At 61.5% G+C, this 19,218-nt stretch carries 12 protein-coding genes and 1 tRNA gene; 8 read left to right on the top strand and 5 right to left on the bottom strand.

The window, feature by feature from the left end; translation table 11 throughout:
- Positions 1 to 424: 424 nt before the first annotated feature.
- Complete coding sequence (locus JOD50_RS10290; RefSeq protein WP_204881452.1) at positions 425 to 4,159, bottom strand: multifunctional oxoglutarate decarboxylase/oxoglutarate dehydrogenase thiamine pyrophosphate-binding subunit/dihydrolipoyllysine-residue succinyltransferase subunit; 3,735 nt, start codon at positions 4,157 to 4,159, stop codon at positions 425 to 427.
- A gap of 371 nt (positions 4,160 to 4,530) precedes the next feature.
- On the opposite strand from JOD50_RS10290, the gene JOD50_RS10285 reads away from it, so the two are divergent.
- From JOD50_RS10285 to JOD50_RS10265, 5 genes are all read left to right on the top strand, one after another.
- On the top strand, positions 4,531 to 5,874 hold the full coding sequence (locus tag JOD50_RS10285) for a hemolysin family protein (RefSeq protein ID WP_109303364.1): 1,344 nt from the start codon (positions 4,531 to 4,533) through the stop codon (positions 5,872 to 5,874).
- The gene (locus tag JOD50_RS10280; RefSeq protein ID WP_204881451.1) at positions 5,874 to 6,938 is read left to right on the top strand and encodes a hemolysin family protein; all 1,065 of its coding nucleotides are present in this window, start codon (positions 5,874 to 5,876) and stop codon (positions 6,936 to 6,938) included. Before JOD50_RS10285 ends, JOD50_RS10280 begins: the two co-directional genes overlap by 1 nt.
- Before the next feature lie 123 nt (positions 6,939 to 7,061).
- Positions 7,062 to 8,144: a metal ABC transporter solute-binding protein, Zn/Mn family gene (locus JOD50_RS10275; RefSeq protein WP_204881450.1), complete on the top strand. Its 1,083-nt coding sequence runs from the start codon at positions 7,062 to 7,064 to the stop codon at positions 8,142 to 8,144.
- A 31-nt stretch (positions 8,145 to 8,175) separates the two neighbouring features.
- Positions 8,176 to 9,027 carry a metal ABC transporter ATP-binding protein gene (locus JOD50_RS10270; RefSeq protein ID WP_204881449.1) on the top strand — a complete coding sequence of 284 codons (852 nt, stop codon included), beginning with the start codon at positions 8,176 to 8,178 and terminating at the stop codon, positions 9,025 to 9,027.
- Positions 8,999 to 9,865 carry a metal ABC transporter permease gene (locus tag JOD50_RS10265; RefSeq protein ID WP_204881652.1) on the top strand — a complete coding sequence of 289 codons (867 nt, stop codon included), beginning with the start codon at positions 8,999 to 9,001 and terminating at the stop codon, positions 9,863 to 9,865. The genes JOD50_RS10270 and JOD50_RS10265 overlap by 29 nt, the downstream gene beginning before the upstream one ends.
- Before the next feature lie 10 nt (positions 9,866 to 9,875).
- On the opposite strand, the gene JOD50_RS10260 is transcribed toward JOD50_RS10265, so the two are convergent.
- Positions 9,876 to 10,289: a Fur family transcriptional regulator gene (locus JOD50_RS10260; RefSeq protein ID WP_204881448.1), complete on the bottom strand. Its 414-nt coding sequence runs from the start codon at positions 10,287 to 10,289 to the stop codon at positions 9,876 to 9,878.
- A gap of 105 nt (positions 10,290 to 10,394) precedes the next feature.
- Between JOD50_RS10260 and JOD50_RS10255 the strand changes: the two genes are divergently transcribed.
- On the top strand, positions 10,395 to 11,735 hold the full coding sequence (locus JOD50_RS10255; RefSeq protein WP_204881447.1) for an NAD(P)-dependent alcohol dehydrogenase: 1,341 nt from the start codon (positions 10,395 to 10,397) through the stop codon (positions 11,733 to 11,735).
- Between the two features lie 52 nt (positions 11,736 to 11,787).
- A complete protein-coding gene (locus JOD50_RS10250) occupies positions 11,788 to 12,213 on the top strand; it encodes an HIT domain-containing protein (protein WP_204881446.1) in 426 nt (141 codons plus the stop codon).
- A gap of 63 nt (positions 12,214 to 12,276) precedes the next feature.
- Here JOD50_RS10250 and JOD50_RS10245 read toward each other — a convergent pair whose 3' ends face one another.
- From JOD50_RS10245 to JOD50_RS10235, 3 genes are all read right to left on the bottom strand, one after another.
- Entirely contained in the window at positions 12,277 to 16,383 is a 4,107-nt protein-coding gene (locus tag JOD50_RS10245) for a DUF3418 domain-containing protein (RefSeq protein ID WP_204881445.1), read from the bottom strand.
- A 75-nt stretch (positions 16,384 to 16,458) separates the two neighbouring features.
- Positions 16,459 to 17,274, bottom strand: coding sequence for an NAD(P)-binding domain-containing protein (locus JOD50_RS10240; RefSeq protein WP_204881444.1), 816 nt, complete (start codon positions 17,272 to 17,274; stop codon positions 16,459 to 16,461).
- Between the two features lie 25 nt (positions 17,275 to 17,299).
- Positions 17,300 to 17,372 (bottom strand) — tRNA-Arg (locus JOD50_RS10235).
- Positions 17,373 to 17,528: 156 nt separating this feature from the next.
- On the opposite strand from JOD50_RS10235, the gene argS reads away from it, so the two are divergent.
- Complete coding sequence (argS, locus tag JOD50_RS10230; RefSeq protein ID WP_204881443.1) at positions 17,529 to 19,169, top strand: arginine--tRNA ligase; 1,641 nt, start codon at positions 17,529 to 17,531, stop codon at positions 19,167 to 19,169.
- The last annotated feature ends 49 nt before the right edge of the window (positions 19,170 to 19,218 follow it).

Raw genomic sequence — 19,218 nt, 5'->3', positions numbered from 1 at the left:
CCTCAGTGGTCTCTGCCGGGGCAGGCAAAGCAAACGAGGTGATCTGCGCTGAATCGCTCGAAGTCCCAGCCAGCACACGACCGAACCAGCCCAGTGCACGGGGGTCGCCATGGCCGGCCAACAACTCGTCGCCAATAGCGACCAAACGGATGGCTCGCGAATCCACGCCAATATCCTTTCGACGGGGGATATGTTCCGCCTACCTCACGGAGCACAACATCACGGAACGCAACAATATAGTGCGCCGTGTTCACTCTACCGGCGTATACACCCGCAAACGCGTAGCGGCGCGGTTATTCCACACAAGAAAACGGCCAGTAGTGGTTTAAAGCGGTAGGCCCGCCACATCCTCGAAAGGATGTGGCGGGCCTACCAGCCTGGTGGCGCGTGAAGCACCACACGCGGTTTAGTTGAACGCGGCCGTTTAGTTGAACGCGCGGTCCAACAGGTCCGCGTTCTCCTGGGCGTGAACCTTGGAGGAACCAGTCGATGGTGCCGCCGCAGCTGGGCGGGACACGACGGTGACCTCGCGGTCCAGAGTCGGCACAAGGTTGATTGCCATGAACGGCCATGGGCCCTGGTTCTCTGGCTCGTCCTGAACCCAACGGATATCAGCGTTCGGGTACTTAGCGAGCTCAGCTGCGATCTGTTCCTGAGGCAGCGGGTACAGCTGCTCAACGCGGACGATCGCGGTGGTCTCGTCCTTGTCCTTCTTACGGCGTGCAAGCAGATCGTAGTACAGACGACCCGAGACCAGCATGACACGCTTGACCTTCGATGCGTCAACATCGTTGTCCGGGATGACCGGCTGGAACGTCTGCTGGGTGAATGCCTCGATTGGCTGAGCTGCCGCCTTCAAGCGGAGCAGCTGCTTAGGCGTGAACACAACCATCGGCTTGCGTGGGCGCAGGTAGGCCTGGCGACGCAGTGCGTGGAAGTAGTTCGCACCCGTGGTCGGGTTGATTACTCGCATGTTGTCTTCCGCGCACAGCTGCAGGAAGCGTTCGATGCGTGCCGAGGAGTGGTCTGGTCCCTGGCCTTCGTAGCCGTGAGGCAGAAGCATCACGACGGAGGAGCGCTGGCCCCACTTCTGTTCACCGGAGGAGACGAACTCGTCGATGATGGTCTGCGCGCCGTTGACGAAGTCACCGAACTGGGCTTCCCACAGGACCAAAGCATCAGTGCGCTCAACCGAGTAGCCGTACTCGAAGCCCAGAACCGCGTACTCCGAAAGCGAGGAGTCGTGGATCATGAACTTCGCAGCGTTCTCCTTGACCTGGTGCAGTGGGGTCCATTCGTCGTCGTTGGTGCGGTCGTGGAAGACCGCGTGGCGCTGAACGAACGTACCGCGGCGGGAGTCCTGGCCGGTGATGCGAACAGGAATGCCCTCAGAGGTCAGCGAAGCGAACGCGGTGAGTTCCGCGAAGCCCCAGTCGATGCCGCCGTTGACGGACATATCTGCACGGCGTTCGAGCAGGGTCTTGAGCTTCGGGTGAACGTGGAAGCCCTCAGGGATTTCCGTGTGAGCGTCACCGACGGCCTTGATGAACTCAGGGGTGATCGCGGTGTTGTCTGCACGTGGATCGGATACGTCGGCGTCCTCAGCCTGAGCCTTTGGCATGCCAAGCGCACCGTTCGCGCCGACTGCAGGCATCGGGGTCGTCTGAGCCTTGTGGGTCTCAGAGAACGCGGCCTCGAGCAGCGACTGGTATTCCTTGAGTGCGCCGTCTGCTTCTTCCTGAGTGAGGTCGCCACGGCCCACGAGCGCTTCGGTGTAGAGCTTGCGGGTCGAACGCTTACCGTCGATCAGGTTGTACATGAGCGGCTGGGTCATCGATGGGTCATCGCCCTCGTTGTGACCACGGCGGCGGTAGCAGACCAGATCGATCACGACGTCGCGGTTGAACTTCTCACGGTATTCGAACGCTAGGCGACCAACGTGCACAACTGCCTCTGGGTCGTCGCCGTTGACGTGGAAGATCGGAGCCTGGATAGCCTTGGCGAAGTCGGTCGGGTAGACCGAGCTACGCGAGGAGCTTGGTGGGGTCGTGAAACCAACCTGGTTGTTGACAACCACGTGGATGGTACCGCCGGTGCGGTAGCCGCGCAGCTGCGAGAGGTTGAGGGTTTCAGCAACAACACCCTGACCGATCATTGCGGCGTCACCGTGGACGAGGATCGGCAGGACCGTGAAGCCGTCTGGGCCGCGGTCGATGATGTCCTGCTTAGCGCGGACGATGCCTTCGAGGACTGGGTCTACAGCTTCGAGGTGGGACGGGTTAGCGGCCAAGTAGATCTTGGTCGTGTTGCCGGACTCGGAAGTGAACGAGCCTTCGGTGCCGAGGTGGTACTTCACGTCACCGGAACCCTGGACGGTCGATGCGTCAACGGTGCCTTCGAACTCGCGGAAAACCTGTCCGTAGGTCTTGCCTGCGATGTTGGTGAGCACGTTGAGGCGGCCGCGGTGAGCCATACCGATGGCGGCTTCGTCGAGGCCTGCATCTGCGGCGTCGGAGATGATCGCGTCAAGCAGTGGGATCAGGGATTCGCCACCCTCGAGCGAGAAGCGCTTCTGACCGATGTACTTGGTCTGCAGGAAGGTTTCGAACGCTTCAGCCTGGTTGAGCTTACCGAGGATGCGAACCTGTTCGTCGCGGGTCGGCTTCTCGTATGGGCGCTCAAGCTTGGACTGGAACCATTCGCGCTCTTCTGGGTTCTGGATGTGCATGTACTCGATGCCGGTGGTGCGGCAGTAAGCGTCACGCAGGATACCCAGGATGTCGCGCAACGGGAGACGGTCGTGGCCGCCGAGCCCGCCGGTGACCCATTCGCGGTCAAGATCCCACAGCGTCAGGCCGTAGGTCTGGACGTCAAGGTCTGGGTGGAAGCGCATCTGGTAGGTCAGCGGGTTGGTGTCCGCGATGAGGTGGCCAGACGAGCGGTAGGACTCGATGAGCTGCTGGATGCGAGCAACCTTGTTGATCTGGAAGTCGGCATCAACCTGGTTGTCGACGGCCCAGCGGACCGGCACGTATGGGATGCGCAGCTGCTCGAATACGTCGTCCCAGAACTCGTCTGAGAGCAACTGGTTTTCGATTTCGCGCAGGAATTCGCCGGATGCTGCACCCTGGATGACGCGGTGGTCGTACGTCGAGGTCAGGGTGATGATCTTGCCGACGGCGTTGCGGGCCTTGACCTTTTCGCTGGTGCCGCGGTATTCGGCTGGGTAGTCGAGCGCGCCGACACCGATGATGGTTGCCTGGCCCTTGGAGAGGCGTGGCACGGAATGGACGGTTCCGAGGCCGCCCGGGTTGGTCAGGGAGACCGTGGTTCCGGCGTAGTCTTCCGCGGTGAGCTTGCCTTCGCGGCCGCGCTTGACGATGTCTTCGTAGGTTTCCCAGAAGGTCGAGAACGTCATGTTCTCGGCGCCCTTGATGTTCGGTACAACGAGCAGACGCGAACCGTCAGGGCGTGGCAGGTCGATTGCGATACCGAAGTTGACCTGGGCGTTATGGATTGCGACTGGCTTGCCGTCTTCTTCGTCGTAGCTGACGTTCATCGACGGGTTGAGCTTGAGTGCTCGGCAGATCGCGTATCCGATGAGGTGGGTGAAGGAGACCTTGCCGCCGCGTGCCCGACGCAGGTGGTTGTTGATCACGATGCGGTTGTCGATCAGCAGCTTGGCTGGGACGGCGCGGACCGTGGTTGCGGTTGGAACGGTCAGGGACTCGTCCATGTTCTTAGCGATTGCGCGGGCCGGGCCGCGGAGGCGCTCAACCTTGCTTGCGCTTGGATCGCTTGGGGCGTCTTCCTTCTTGGCTGGCTGCGCTGGCAGCTGGCTTTTCTGACGCGATGGTCGCACTGCTGGGGATGCCTGCGCTGGGGTTGCCGCTGGCTTCTCTTGCTTGGCGGCTGGTGCCGCGTGCTTTGGAGAGGAAGCCGGCTTGGCTGGTTCCTTTGCGGCGGCTGGTGCGGCTGGCTTGTTAGCAGTTGGAGCTGCGGGCTTCTCGTCGTTCGAAGGTTTTACTTGTTCGAAGAGCGAACGCCATTTCTCATCGACCGATGATGGGTCTGCGAGGAATTTTTGGTAGAGCTCGTCAACGAGCCACTCGTTTCCCCCGAACTCCTCTTTCAGCTGGTCGATAGACACGTCAGACACTAGGGATACGCCTCTTTCCGATGTTTTGTCTCGGAGTGTTTGATGGTGCTTCCGAGGCTGTGTGCGCGTGTGTTCCGTACACACAGTTCAGGAGCATGATTATTCGACTCAACATCATACCGAACAGCGCGGGGGAGCACAGTGAGGATCGACACTCGTTGCGATGGAAATCTTGAACGCATTTTGTGAGCGAATTTTGAGCTTCTTCCATGAGCTCGGTGGGGGTGGTTCCTGTATAGTGGTGCCACTATGACACATCACTGTTACACGGGCGCGCGCGCTACTCATGCCCGCGCGGCCCAGCGATCGGAGCCTTCTAGTCCGGTCTTCGGATATTTCTCCTTTAACGCTCACCGCGGAGCCGACCTCTGATGTCGTGGCTCATGCTTGTATTAGGTCTCCTTTTGGTTTTGGGGACTGCGTTTTTTGTTGCGGTTGAGTTTTCGCTTGTGGCGTTGGATTCGACGTCAGTTAAAAAGGCCATCGACGAGGGTGACACTAAGGCCCGCCCGCTGTATAAGGCGTTGAAGTCGCTTTCTACGCAGTTGTCTGCGGTTCAGCTGGGCATCACGATTACGACGTTGTTGACGGGTTACGTCATCGAACCTGCGTTCAGCGCGTTGCTGGGTCCGGTCTTGGTTGGATGGGGTGTTCCAGAGGCGGCCGCGGGTGCGGTGTCCCTGGTGGTTGCGATGGTGGTCGCGACCCTGTTGTCGATGATTCTGGGTGAGCTGATCCCTAAGAATATGGCGATCGCCGATCCGTACCGGATTGGCCGCGCTCTGGCCCGCCCGCAGTTGATCTTCACGGCCGTTTTCAAGCCGGTCGTGATCGGGCTGAATGGTTTCTCTAACTGGGTTCTCGGCCTGTTCGGCATTGAGGCTAAGGAAGAGTTGTCGGGGGCGCGTACTCCGGCTGAGCTTCAGAGTTTGCTTGCGCGTTCGGCGCAGCAGGGGACCATGGACGCGAAGACCGCTAAGTTTTTGGCGCGAACGTTGGCCTTTTCGGAGCGTACGGCCGCGGATGTCATGACGCCTCGCATCAAGGTCGAGATGATCGAGGATGAGGCTCCGCTGCCTGCTCTGATTGATCAGGCTCGTCGCACTGGTTTCTCGCGTTTCCTCGTGTTCGGTGAGGACTCGGATGATGTTCTGGGTGCCGTGCACGTCAAGAAGGCTGTTTCGGTCCCGCGTGAGAAGCGCGATGAGCTGGTTGCCGGCACGATCATGCAGGATGTGATCCGGGTTCCGGAGACCGTGCAGTTGGATGATCTGATCGGTGAGTTGCGTGAAGCACCGCTGCAGATGGCTGTTGTGGTCGATGAGTATGGCGGTACCGCTGGCATGGTCACCTTGGAGGATTTGGTCGAGGAGATCGTGGGTGAGGTCGCTGATGAGCATGACCGCACGTCTCCTGGTGTATTGCAGACTGCCGATGGCCGCTGGTTCGTGCCTGGCTTGTTGCGTCCGGATGAGGCTACGGATCAGATTCCTCGGTTGAAGGTTCCGGAGGGTCACGCGTATGAGACGTTGGGTGGCTTTGTGATGTCCGCGCTGGGTCGATTGCCTGTCGTGGGTGACACGCTGAAGGTCACAGGCGGCATGTTGCGTGTGACGCGTATGGAGAAGCGGCGTGTTGATCGTCTCGAGTTTGTTCCGGCTCCGGAACAGGACGGTGCCGATGCCTCCGCTGAGGCTGAGGGGGTGCAGGCGTAATGGACTGGTGGGGTCTTGTATGGCTTGTTGTCCTTTTGGCAGCTAACGCGTTTTTCGTTGCGAGTGAGTTCGCGGTGATGTCGGCTCGTCGTGCTCAGATTGAGCCGAAAGCTCAGGCAGGGCAAAAGAGTGCGAAGACGGCGCTCCAGGCGATGGAGCATGTCACGATCGTCTTGTCGGTGTGTCAGCTCGGTATCACAGTGTGTTCGCTGTTGATCTTGATCGTCGCTGAGCCTGCGGTGCATCACTTGTTTGAGATTCCGTTGCACGCGATTGGCGTTCCGGAATCGGTCATTTCGATTGTCGCGCTCGCCGCAACGTTGATCGTGGTGACGTTCCTGCATGTGACGGTCGGTGAGATGGTTCCGAAGAACTTCTCGGTTTCGATGGCTGATAAGGCCGTGTTGTTCCTGGCGCCGCCGCTCATGCTCATTTCTAAGGCGATGCGTCCGATTGTGGTCGCGTTGAACTGGATCGCTAACCACGCGGTCCGGGCGCTGGGTCTGGAACCGAAGGATGAGGTTGCCTCGTCTTTCACGGTGGATGAAGTTCAGCAGATCGTCGAGGAATCCACGCGTACGGGTTTGGTCGATGACGAGGCCGGGCTGCTTTCGTCTGCGTTCGAGTTTTCGGATCAGGTGGTGCGCGATATCGCTGTTCCGATCGACGATGTTGTGACGCTGGATGTCGACATCACTCCTGAGGAGTTTGAGCGTGCAGTTGGGCGCACTGGCTTTTCGCGGTTTGTGATGGTCGACGAGGATGGCGACTTGATGGGGTATCTCCACCTGAAGGACGTCATGGGGGTTCCGCTCGAGGACTCGCATCGCCCGATGCCTATCACCCGTGTTCGATCGCTGGTTAACCTTGGCGCGGATGTTGATGTTGAGAAGGCTCTTGCTGTGATGCAACGGACCGGTTCTCACGTGGCACGCGTTTTGGATGGCGCAGGGGAGACGATCGGGATTCTCTTCTTCGAGGATGTCCTGGAGACCCTTGTGGGTGAGATCCGTGACGCGACCCAGCAGCAGGGGCAACGCCGACTCAACGTGTCTACCGAGTAAGGGATCTCACTTCCGTCTGTGTGATGATGCGTGAGCCCCATACGTTATTGTTACTGAGAATAGTTTGCAATAGCGATGTGGGGCCTCGTGGTGTCCATCGCGTAAACATGGAAGGTTCCAAAGATGGCATTTGCAACCACCTCGCGCCCTCGGGCTGCTAAGGTCAAAGGCTTGCTCGGCTTGGCCACTGCACTCAGCTTTGGCTTGGCCGTCACCGGCTGCTCGGCAGCAGAGGACGGCAAGGGCAAGGAAGGAATCGCGACTGAGCAGCTGAACATCGTTGCGACGACCAACGTTTACGGCGATATCGCCTCGAGCGTTGCTGGGGAACACGGCAAGGTCTCGAGCATTATTAGCAACGCGGCTCAGGACCCACACTCGTATGAAGCCACGGCCAAAGACAAGCTTGCGATCAGCAAGGCCGACGTCGTCATCATCAACGGTGGCGGTTACGACTACTTCGCCGAACAAATCATCGAGGACCTCGGTGACAAGGCTCCGACCGTTGTGAAGTCCTTCGAGGGCGAAGGCCACAGCCACGATCACGGCCATGATCATGGTGAAGAGGGCCACGATCACGAGCACGATCACGGCGAAGAAGGTCATGGCCATGACCATGGTGAAGAGGGCCACGATCACGGCCACGGCCACGAAGGTCACAGCCACGCGCATGGCGAAAACGAGCACGTGTGGTACGACTTGGACCACATGGAGGAGTTTGTAGGTGAAGTCGGCGAGGCGCTTGCAAAGGCCGACCCGGACAACGCTAAGACCTACGAAGAGAACGCTTCCAAGCTCGCCGAGGAGATCTCGGACGTGACTGACTCCGAGGACTTCAAAGCCGCTGAGAAGAAGCTCAAGGGCAAGTCGTTCATGATGACGGAGCCGGTTCCGGAAGCATTGCTCAACGAGCTCGGCATGGAGGACGGCACGCCGGAAGGCCTTTCCTCGGCGGTCGAGGCTGGCCAGGAGATCCCTGCGCTCGTCATCAAGCGTGCTGAGGATTCACTCAAGCAGGGTAAAGTTCAGCTGTTCGCTTTCAACTCGCAGACTGCTGACCCGCAGACTAAGAAGCTGTACGAATCGGCTCAGAAGGCGGGCGTCCCGACGGTTGATGTCACTGAGACGATTCCGGAAGGCAAAACGTTCGTTAAATGGATGAAGGACAACGTCGCTGCTATCGCTAAGGCTGTAGACGCGAAGTAGACCTGGTCAATTTATGGAGTACACCTCACCCATGTCTGAACACGCTAAAGCCCCCGCGGTTGAGCTGATTGACGCTCATCTGCGTTTTGGGGACCGCGTTATCTTCGATCGCCTGAACCTCACGATCGAACCAGGCGAGTTCGTCGCCGTCCTGGGCCCGAATGGTGCCGGGAAGACCACGTTGTTGAAGGTTCTGCTGGGTATGCAGAAGCTCACGAGTGGTGAGGTGCGGATCGCCGGGCATGGTGTGAGCACTAAGGAACACGATGTTTCGGTGATCCCTCAGCAACGTCCCATCCCCGAGGGGACCCCTCTTCGGGGATGGGACATGGTTGCGCAGGGATTAGATGGCGAACGATGGGGGCCGCGGCTTTTCGATCCGCGTCGCCGCCGCTTGAAGAAACGTGTGGACGAGCTCATTGAGCGGGTCGACGCCACGTCGTATGCGATGCGGCCGGTGTGGCAGCTTTCAGGTGGCGAGCAGCAGAGGTTGCGTGCCGCGCAAGCATTAGCGAGCAACCCGGCGTTGTTGTTGTGCGACGAGCCGTTGCTGTCTTTGGACGTTGCTCGTCAGCAGGAAGTCACCAAGCTCATCGCTGAGCAGGCTCGGGTTGAGGATTCGGCGATCATTTTCGTGACCCACGAGATCAACCCGATCTTGCCGTTTGTGGACAGGGTCCTCTACTTGGTTGAGGGCCAGCACCGCATCGGCGCTCCTGAAGACGTCATCAACACCCACACGCTCTCGGAGCTGTTCGGGCGTCGGATTGACGTTGTTCGCCTCGGCGGGCGGGTCGCGATTCTGGGCAGTGAGGATCACGCCCACCACGATCACGACCATGACCATGGTGACTATGGCGAGGAGGTGCGCCGTGGGGCCTGAACTGTGGGAGCGGATCTTCTCGTTTGAGGATTATGGCGAGCTGCTTGCGCTCGTGTGGCCGAGCATCATCGCGGGCGCGCTGCTCGCGGTCATGGGAGGCGTCGTCGGTGTCATGGTCATGACCCGCGACATGGGTTTTGCGGTCCACGGCATCGCCGAGCTGAGCTTCGCAGGCGCCTCGATCGCGCTGTTGCTTGGCCATGACGTTGTGACTGGCTCGATGGTCGGTTCGATCCTCGCGGCCCTCATCATGGGACTTCTAGGATCCGGTGCGCGTGAACGCAACGCAATCACGGGTGTCATGATGCCTTTCGGGCTCGGCTTGGGCATCCTGGCGTTGTCCTTGTATCAGGGCCGTAGCGCCAATAAGTTTGGTCTGCTGACCGGCCAGATCGTCGCGGTGGATGACTCCCGCTTGAGCTCGATCGCGATCGGCACCGTACTTGTTCTCGCGCTACTGGCGTTCATGTGGCGGCCGCTCATGTTCGCTTCGACCGACCCGTGGGTCGCTAGCGCTCGCGGCGTTCCGGTGGCTGGATTATCTACCGCGTTCATGATCGTGCTGGGTATCGCGGTTGCGTTGTCGATCCACATCGTGGGTGCGCTATTGGTTTTGGCGTTGCTGATTACGCCAGCGGCGGCGGCGATGCGGTTGACAGCGAGCCCCGGCAAGGTTGTGTTGCTCTCAATTATTTTCGCTGAAGTATCGCTTGTGGGCGGGCTTCTGCTCTCGCTTGCCGGATCGCTCCCGGTGAGCCCTTACATCACGACCATCTCGTTTGTGATCTGGCTGATCGCGCGGGCCGTTGGGTCACGCACGATGGCGTGGAAACAGTAACGCTCAACTGCTACCGGTTGCGGGAACAGTCCGGGCAGTAGCCGTTGATCTCGAGGCTGTGGTCGATACCCGTGAAGCCGTAAGCGGCCGCGAGTTCGTCGGCCCATTCTTCGAACTCGGGGGCGTCGATCTCTTCGGCAGCGCCGCACTGGCGGCACACGAGGTGGTGGTGATGCCCTTCGTCGGCGCAACGGCGGAAAGCCATCTCTCCGCTTTCAGTACGGACCTGGTCAACGACCCCGTCCTCATGCATCTGAGTGAGCGACCTGTAGATGGTTGCGAGCGAAACCGTGTCTCCGTGGCTCAGCATGCACTGATGGATTTCTTGTGCTGTGCGGAAGTCGTCGTGGCGGTTGAGCTCTTCTTCAAGAAGTGCACGCTGACGAGTGTTGCGGCGCACAGGTGTTGCCGGTTTATTCGACATACGTTCTCCTCAACTCACAACCGAGCCAAGGTTACGGCACGGATAGTCATCACAGGTCCCACCAGTTTAGTGTGCGGGTGCGACGGGCGTGCGTAAAGTAGAGACATGACACCTGCGAAGATTCCTTCCGTCACCGTTCTCGCTGAAGCGCGCCGCCGCGCCGAAGAAGCCGCCCAGGAAGCTAAAACCTCCAGCACGGAGAAGAAAACAGACGGCGCAACCTCAGCGGCACGGGAGGCCCACAGTCAACCTGACCCGCGCGTCGGGCGTAAAGACAAGGTTCTGCCAGCGCGTTTCCCCCACGAAGGCGAGGACCTCTTCACCGCAGAAGAGTGGGAAGCCCAGCGTCTCGCGGCGTTTCAGGGTAAGGCTCACGAAGCGCTCGCCGTGGGCGTGCGGGAGCTAGGTGCGCCGCTGGAAGAGCTCGCGATCCCGCGCCGTGCTGCCGGGCCGAGGGATATCGTGATCGACCTTGAATACTGCGGCTTGTGCCATTCGGATGTGCACACCGCTCGCGGCGAATGGGGATCCCGCGCGGTTCCGCTCGTGACCGGCCACGAAATGGTGGGGCGCGTGTGCGCGGTTGGCTCCGAGGTGCAAAGCTGGCAGGTCGGCGAGCGTGTGGGCGTCGGCTGCATGGTGGGCTCGTGCCGCGTGTGCGAACCGTGCAAACGCCAGGACGAGCAGTTCTGCATCCACAACGCCGTGGGAACCTACGGGACGTGGGATGAACCGCATTCGGAACGCACCCAAGGCGGGTATGCGACGAGCATCGTGGTGCCTGAGGATTTCGTATTGCGCATCCCGGAGAAGATTGGCCCCGCGCACGCCGCGCCGTTGCTGTGCGCCGGCATCACGATGTACGCGCCGCTCGAGGACCTACGTGTTGGGCCAGGGGACAAGGTGGCGGTAGCCGGCATCGGCGGCTTGGGCCATATGGCGGTCAAGCTTGCCGCCGCGATGGGCGCCGAGGTTACCGCGCTGACCCGGACCCAGGCGAAAGCCGAGGATGCCCGCCGGCTAGGTGCCCACGACGTCGTGCTCACCACGGATGAAGGCTCGATGGCAGCGGCTCGTGGCCGCTTCACCGTGCTGGTGGACGCGATTTCCGCCGCTCACGATGTGAATGCTCTGCTGGATCTGTTGGCTCCACGAGGCACTGTGGTGCTTGCGGGTCTGCCGGCGGATGCGGATGGTTCAGAGATGCCGCTGGTTGATCCGCGCTCGCTTGTGAACCGGGGCCTGCGGTTGGTTGGAACCAAGATCGGTGGGATCGAACAGACTCAGCGCATGCTCGAGTTCTGTGCTGACCACGGTGTTGTTCCTGACATCGAGATTGTGACCGCCGCTGACATGAATGAGGCATGGGACCGGATGGTCGCGGGCGAACTCCACTACCGTGGTGTATTGGATATCGGTAGTTTGGATTCGCATCTGAACGCATAACCAACCATGAGCTAGATGGCCCGCGAGCGCGGGCTTGTGGAGAGGATGTTCCGTGGCAACGCTGTTTACCCGAATTATCAACGGTGAGCTTCCTGGCCGCTTCGTGTGGTCGGATGAGAAATGTGTAGCGTTCTTGTCGATCGGCCCGATCACGCAGGGCCACACGCTCGTGGTTCCGCGTGAGGAAGTCGATAAGTGGACGGACACATCGGCCGAGCTGGTCGCGCACCTTTCCACGGTGGCGCAGACGATCGGCCAGGCACAGCTGAAGGCCTTCGGCGCCGAGCGCGCGGGCCTTATGATCGCTGGTTTCGAAGTCGACCACCTGCACGTTCACGTGTGGCCAACCAACTCGCTTGAGGACTACAACCTCGATAACGTCCAGAACGACGTTGCGGCTGAGGTTTTCGATGAAGCGCAACGCAAGATCCTCGATGCGCTCAAGGACGCCGGCCACGAAGCCAACCTGCCTCAGTAGCGCGGAACATTTCTGCTGCAACTCCCGCGGCAACTGCCGCGGTACCGCGGGGCGATGCCGCGGCTAGTGCTGGGCTTCTCGCAGCGCGGTTCGGATCCGTTTAGGGGATACGGACCGCGCTGTTCCCAATTCTTGGGCGAACAATGACACCCGCTGTTCTTCGAGCAACCACTTGATGTCCAGGAGCTTCTCGGAAGGCGCGGCGCCTTGCGGGACGGCGTCGAGAGCGTCGTCGTAGGCGTCTTCGAGATCTTGGATGATGTCAGTGTTTTCGAGGTCGCGGGTCAGCGCTCCGGCTTCAACCTTGTCGAGACGCTTCTCGATCGCTTCCATGTAGCGCGGCAAGTGCATGACGTTGTGCCCGCCTGCCGCGGCCACGAAGCCCGGATATAACAGGCCGCGCAGCTGGGAACGGATGTCGGAGACCGTATCGGCGAGCGCGTTCGAGGTGATCGCATCGAGCCGCGCCTGGATCCGATTCGAGCTTGCAAGCGTCTTCTCGAGGCTCTTGATGAGTCCCAACGTGGTTTCGATGAGCTCGCCGCGGACGTGATTGAACAAGGCCTTGAACCCCGCCTCATCCAGCGGCGTTTGAGGCGGGGTCAGCTGGTCGATCGCGGCATAGACCGCGTCTTTGACGAACGTGTCCACGTTCCCGTGCGGTGTGCGCGCGAACGCGATCTTCTCGCGGCTGGTCAGGTGATCCATGACGTAGCGCTGAGGGGACGGGACCGTGAGCGCAAGCAAGCGGATGGTTCCGCGGCGGTGGCCCACGGTGCGTTCCGCAACCGACCGGTAGATCGTGATGCCCGCCGTGTTTTTGAGGTCGGTCAGCCCCGGGTAGCCGGTAATGTCACGGCCACGCACGGTTGCTGAAACCTCGTGCGGGAAGCGTTGCTCCGGGAGATCGGCCGGCCACTCGGTGAGCCCGCGCTGCTCCCACACGCTGGATGCTGTATCAGCGCCCGATGCGGTAGCCGCATTCGCTTTAGGGCCCGGCATAGGTGCTGGCTTAGGTGCTGATGTTCCGCCCGGCTTCCCGGAGTTCGTGGCCGCCTGCTTGCCGCCGCCCGCGCGCCGCTTGGCTTCGCCAAGCTGCTCGGCGGATACCCCGAGCTCGGACGCGATCGCCGCACGGTTTTGGCTCGCAAGCTGCGCCTGCAAGGCGCGCAGGTCCTTCGAATCACCGAGGATCTTGCCGCGCGCACCAATCACCTGGAACGTCGGTTTGAGGTAGTCAGGAACGCGTTCCAGATCCCAAGACCGAGGCGGGATCACCTCGCCGCGTAGCCTACGCAACGCAAGCTCGAGGCTCGGAAGCAACGCATCGGTTGCCGGATCAAAGTCTTCAGCCAGCGCATCAGCGGCGGCCTGGGCCACATCGGGCGCTGGGACGAAAGCCTTGCGCACCTGCTTAGGCAACGAACGGATCAACGCAGTGATCAACTCGACGCGGAACCCCGGAACATGCCACTGGAACGGCTCGGGGCTGAGCTGGTTGAGGAACACGATCGGAACGCGAACGTACACGCCGTCGCGGCCGGCACCCGTGGGGTCGAACGCGTAACGCAGCTCAAGCGAGAGGTCATCGTCCACGCGCCACTGCTGTGGGTAGGCGTCGTGATCGAGCTCTTCGCCGTCGGCCTGAAGGAGCTTCTCCGGGTCGAAGTCCAGCAGGTGGGGGTTCTCGCCGCGGGCGCCCTTCCACCAGCGGTCCAAAGCACGCTGATCGGTCACGTGCTCGGGGATGCGCTGATCATAGAAATCGAAGAGGGCGTGGTCGTCGGCGAGCAGGTCGTGCCGGCGCATGCGTGTCTGTATCTCCTCAACCTCACGCAAACGCTTGAGATTGCGGCGGAAGAACGCGTGGTGCGTGTCCCAATCGCCTTCAACCAGCGCGTGACGGATGAACAGCTCGCGGGCCAGCGCCCGGTCCAGGCGCGACAACTGGGCGCGGCGCCGCGGAACCACCGTGACACCGAACAGCGTGACCTTCTCATAGATCAACGCCGCCCCCTGCTTGCGCGACCAGTGCGGCTCCGAATGCGAAACCTTGATCAGGTGCGGGGCGACCTTTTCAACCCAGTCCGGATTGAACTCAGCGACCGTGCGCGCCCACAGCCGCGACGTCTCCACGAGCTCGGCGGCCATCGCGAACTCAGGCTTGCGCTGAGCCAGCGCCGAGCCCGGGAAGATCGAGAAGCGTGTGCCTCGCGCGCCCGCATACTCACGCTTGCGTTCGTCCCACGAACCGATGTGCGAAAGCAGGCCGCTCAGCAGCGCCATGTGGATCGCGTCGTGCTTGCCGACCGGATCGACGTCACGGTTCGGTACCGCGATGCGTAGCGGCTTGACGAGCTTGCGCAACTGCTCGAACAGGTCCTGCCATTCGCGCACACGCAGATAGTTGATGAACTCCGAGCGGCACAAACGCCGGAAGGCCGAAGACGAGAGCTCCCGTTGCTGTTCCTGCACGTAACGCCACAGGGTCAGCAGACCCGTGAAGTCGGATTTCTTATCAGCAAAGCGTGAATGCAGCTCCGCGGCCTTGGCTCGGTTTCCGGATTCCTCCGATGGGCGCTCCCGCGGGTCTTGAATCGACAGCGCCGCCGCGATCACCAAAACCTCGGTCGCCGCCGAATGCTTCGCGGCTTCGAGGATCATGCGTCCCAAACGCACATCCACCGGCAGTCGTGCAAGATCCCGCCCGATGCGGGTCAACGGTCCGCGTGGTTGTTGGCTCCCGCGTCCACGGCGTCCGCGGCGGCCACGCTGGTTCTGCTGGCCACGTTGCTTACGCTGTTGCTGCTGGCCTGTGTTGTGCTGAGCTGGCTCGGTTAGCGCCCCAAGCTCACGCAGTAGCGTCACACCGTCGCGTACAGCACGCGCCGGCGGTGCTTGGACGAACGGGAAGTCAGCGATATCGTCCGGGGTCTGGATGACCTTCATCGCGGCCATCTGCAGAATCACGGACGCGAGGTTGGTGCGTAGAATCTCCGGATCAGTGAACTCCGGGCGCGACTCGAAGTCCTCTTCCGAATACAAACGGATAGCAATACCGTCAGCGACACGGCCAGAACGGCCCGAACGCTGCCGGGCGGAAGCCTGTGAAATCCGTTCGATCGGCAACCGCTGAACCTTAGTCCGGGTCGAATACCGCGAAATACGAGCAAGCCCCGTATCCACCACGTACCGGATCCCCGGAACCGTCAGCGACGTCTCGGCGACGTTGGTTGCCAACACGATCCGCCGCTTCGACCCCGGCGCGAAAATACGATGCTGCTCCGCCATCGACAACCTGCCAAACAGCGGCAAGACCTCGCTGTTACGCAACCGCGGCGTCGAACCAATGACCCCGTTGAGCGCTTGCTGCGCGTCCCGGATCTCGCGCTCGCCGGAGAAGAACACCAAAATATCTCCGGGACCTTCCGAGGCCAACTCTTTGACCGCATCGACCACCGCCGAGGTCATATCGACATCAGCGGGAATCGACGCTGGATCCAGCTCATCCGCCCCATCGTTCGGGTCCTCACTCACGGGGCGGTAGCGGATCTCCACCGGGTACGTGCGGCCCGAAACCTCGATGATCGGGGCAGGCGCGAGCGCGCCCTCGGCGTTCTTGGTCGCGAAGTGGCGCGCGAAAGACTCCGGATCGATCGTCGCCGACGTAATGACAACCTTCAGGTCTGGCCGCTGGGGGAGAAGCCGCGCGACGTGCCCCAAGAGCACATCGATGTTGAGGGAGCGCTCATGCGCCTCGTCAATGATGATGCCGGAGTAGCGGGACAGCTGCGGATCGCCCGCGATTTCCGCGAGCAGAATGCCGTCCGTCATGAGCTTGATGCGGGTCTTCTTCGAGGACTCATCCGTGAAGCGGACCTGATAACCCACGTCATCGCCGATGGTGGTACCCAGCTCTTCAGCCAAACGTTCAGCCACCGAACGCGCAGCGATACGACGCGGCTGAGTGTGCGCGATCATGCCGCGCTCACCAGGCGCGGCGTCCGCAACACCCAAGACTTCGGCCAGCATCTTAGGGAGCTGGGTCGTCTTACCCGAGCCTGTTTCACCGGCAACCACGATCACCTGGTGACGGTTCAGCGCGTCAACGATCTCGTCACGCGCGGCTGAAACCGGAAGCTCTGGAGGATAAGAAACGGTCATCGACATGGTGAGCCCATTCTAAGGTCTGCGGTGTTTCGTACGGTGTGCGAGGGTGTTTCGTGCGATACGCAAGGCCGGCGGCTAGGCACCTGGCAGCGACGCCTCTGCCGCGGCCTTCCACGAGAAATCAGACGAGATAGGGGAGCGGCGGGCATACGCGAGCGCCCAGGGCCCACCCACCTCGATCAACGGGGAGTCTTCGATCCCGCCGATGATTCGTGGTTCGAAGCCCATGCGGGTGAACAGGTCCAAGACTGTGTGAACCCGGGGATCACTCGCTGGCGCGGAAGCCACGAGAGGCAACGCGGCCGGAGCCGAGCCGCCAACACCAGAGTCCGAACCTTGAACGCCGAGCGGTTTGCTTTGAGCGCCGAGGGCGGCGGCCTCGGCCCACACCGACGCGTCAAGATGCGTCAAACCGTGAATATGTACACAGCCGGCAGGCAAACGCTGAGCAAGTTCCTGTCCGGCGGAGCCAGCCGGAACATACATCGCCTGCTTAGGGCCCAACGCCGTCATCTCGACCGGATTCGAAATGTCCACGACCGCTGTGCCGGCCAATGCGTCACCCAAGCCGGCAACAACTTCGTTGATCGCCGCACCGAACGGCAACGCAAGAATCACAACGTCAGCCGGCGGGACCGAAGCGCCATACTGACTCAAGCCATCACGGGTGAAACCGGCAACAGCTGACGCGGCGTCGGGGGCCGCAACCACCACATCCTCTGCCACCACACCGTCCGCAACCGCAGCGCGGGCGTCATCGATGACCCAGCCCAGCGTCTCAGAGTTACGCGACCACATCACCAAGCGGCCACGCCCCGCCAAAGCCCGTGCACACAACGGAGCCAACTCCTGAGCTGCGAACCCAGAACCTAACAATGCAACCGTCGTCACGAAACCACCTGCTTAAACGAAAAAGCGCCCCCGAAAGGATTCGAACCTTCGACCTTCCGCTCCGGAGGCGGACGCTCTATCCACTGAGCTACGGGGGCACAGCCACACAAAGTGTACGGCCGTCCTAGACAATAGCACCCCAGCACGCACGCGAGCGAATGCGCCCCACCCGGAACCGTCACATCTGCCGCGCTGTGACACATCTGCAAACCCCGCGATGCAACACAGGCTCAGCCTCGGTAGGATGAAGCCTTGTGACTCCAGAACAGCTTTCCGCGCACCTTACCGAGATCCTCACCGCCCTCAGCAACGAAGGGCAGCTGAACGTCGACCTGCCAGAAACCGTCAAGGTAGAGCGACCAAAGAACCGTGACCACGGGGACTGGGCGACCAACATCGCCCTCCAACTCGGTAAGCGAGCCGGGCTCGCGCCACGCGAGCTCGCGCAGATGATCGCCGACAAGCTCTCCGCAACCCCGGGCGTCGCCTCGGTCGACATCGCAGGCCCAGGGTTCATCAACGTGACCCTCGACACCGCGGCCGCCGCCGAGATCGCGCGCACCATCGTCGAAGCCGGTGCAAACTACGGCAACAACGACGCGCTCGCCGGCCACAACATCAACATGGAGTTCGTGTCCGCGAACCCAACCGGTCCGCTCCACATCGGCCACACCCGGTGGGCCGCCCTTGGCGATTCAATCGTGCGCATGTTGCGCGCATCCGGCGCCGACGTCACCGCCGAGTACTACATCAACGACGCTGGCTCCCAGATGGACGTTTTCGCAACGTCGATCTATCGACGCATGCACGGCCTCGAAGTCCAAGAAGGCGGCTACCCGGGCCAGTACATTGGCGACATGGCCGAGCAGATCCTCGCCGAAGACCCGAGCGTCAAGGACCTTAGCGAAGCCGAAGCCCTGCCGGTTCTGCGCGAACGTGGCTACGCCCTGCAGATGAAAGACATCAAAGACACCCTCGCCGACTTCGGTGTGCACTTCGACGTCTACTTCTCCGAATCCGACCTGCACAACCAGGGCAAAATCGAAGAAGCCGTCGCCCGCCTCAAAGAACAAGGCCACGTCTACGAAGAGGACGGGGCCACCTGGCTACGCACCTCCGAATTCGGTGATGACAAGGACCGCGTCCTGATCCGCGCCAACGGCGCACCAACCTACTTCGCGGCAGACGCCGCGTACTACCTCAACAAGCGAGACCGCGGCTTCGCCGAGAAGATCTACCTGCTCGGTGCAGACCACCACGGCTACATCGGCCGCCTCAGAGCCATCGCAGCCGCAGCGGGCGACGATGCCGCAGCCAACATCGAAATCCTGATCGGCCAGCTCATGAGCGTCAACGGCGCGCGCCTCTCCAAGCGCGCCGGCAACATCATCGAACTCAAAGACCTCATCGAATGGCTCGGAACCGACGCGCTGCGCTATTCGCTTGAACGCGTCCCAGCGGACTCGCCGATCGACCTCGACCCAGAGGTCCTGCGTACCGCAACCAACGAAAACCCTGTTTTCTACATCCAGTACGCCCACGCACGCTCCCGGCAGGCGGCCCGCGCGGCTGCCGACCGCGGCGTCGACCGCTCCGTATTCGATGCGAGCCTGCTGAACCACCCAGCAGAAAACGACCTGCTCGCGGCACTCACCGCCTACCCATCGGCTGTCGTGGCCGCAGCTCAGCGCCGCGAACCACACCGCGTTGCTCGCCACATCGAATCCGTGGCCGCCGCGTACCACACGTGGTACGCCGCATGCCGCATCACCCCAGTCGGTGACGAAGCGGTCGAAGATGTGCACCGCACCCGCTTGTGGCTCAACGACGCGACCACCACGGTCATCGCCAACGGGCTCGAACTGCTCGGCGTAAGCGCCCCAGAAAAGATGTGACCCAGAAAAGATGCGACACCTCCCGTAACAAGGCGGTACGAATCGACAC

This window comes from Pseudoglutamicibacter cumminsii (assembly GCF_016907775.1).
GTDB classification, from domain to species: domain Bacteria; phylum Actinomycetota; class Actinomycetes; order Actinomycetales; family Micrococcaceae; genus Pseudoglutamicibacter; species Pseudoglutamicibacter cumminsii.
Note: the sequence above shows the minus strand (reverse complement) of the source record. Positions and strands in the feature narration are given on the sequence as shown.

Coding starts and splice junctions, on each gene's coding strand:
- JOD50_RS10265 (WP_204881652.1), top strand. CDS start 8,999: ATGGCGAGGAGGTGCGCCGTGGGGCCTGAACTGTGGGAGCGGATCTTC.
- JOD50_RS10275 (WP_204881450.1), top strand. CDS start 7,062: ATGGCATTTGCAACCACCTCGCGCCCTCGGGCTGCTAAGGTCAAAGGC.
- JOD50_RS10260 (WP_204881448.1), bottom strand. CDS start 10,289: ATGTCGAATAAACCGGCAACACCTGTGCGCCGCAACACTCGTCAGCGT.
- JOD50_RS10280 (WP_204881451.1), top strand. CDS start 5,874: ATGGACTGGTGGGGTCTTGTATGGCTTGTTGTCCTTTTGGCAGCTAAC.
- JOD50_RS10285 (WP_109303364.1), top strand. CDS start 4,531: ATGTCGTGGCTCATGCTTGTATTAGGTCTCCTTTTGGTTTTGGGGACT.
- JOD50_RS10270 (WP_204881449.1), top strand. CDS start 8,176: ATGTCTGAACACGCTAAAGCCCCCGCGGTTGAGCTGATTGACGCTCAT.
- JOD50_RS10245 (WP_204881445.1), bottom strand. CDS start 16,383: ATGTCGATGACCGTTTCTTATCCTCCAGAGCTTCCGGTTTCAGCCGCG.
- JOD50_RS10255 (WP_204881447.1), top strand. CDS start 10,395: ATGACACCTGCGAAGATTCCTTCCGTCACCGTTCTCGCTGAAGCGCGC.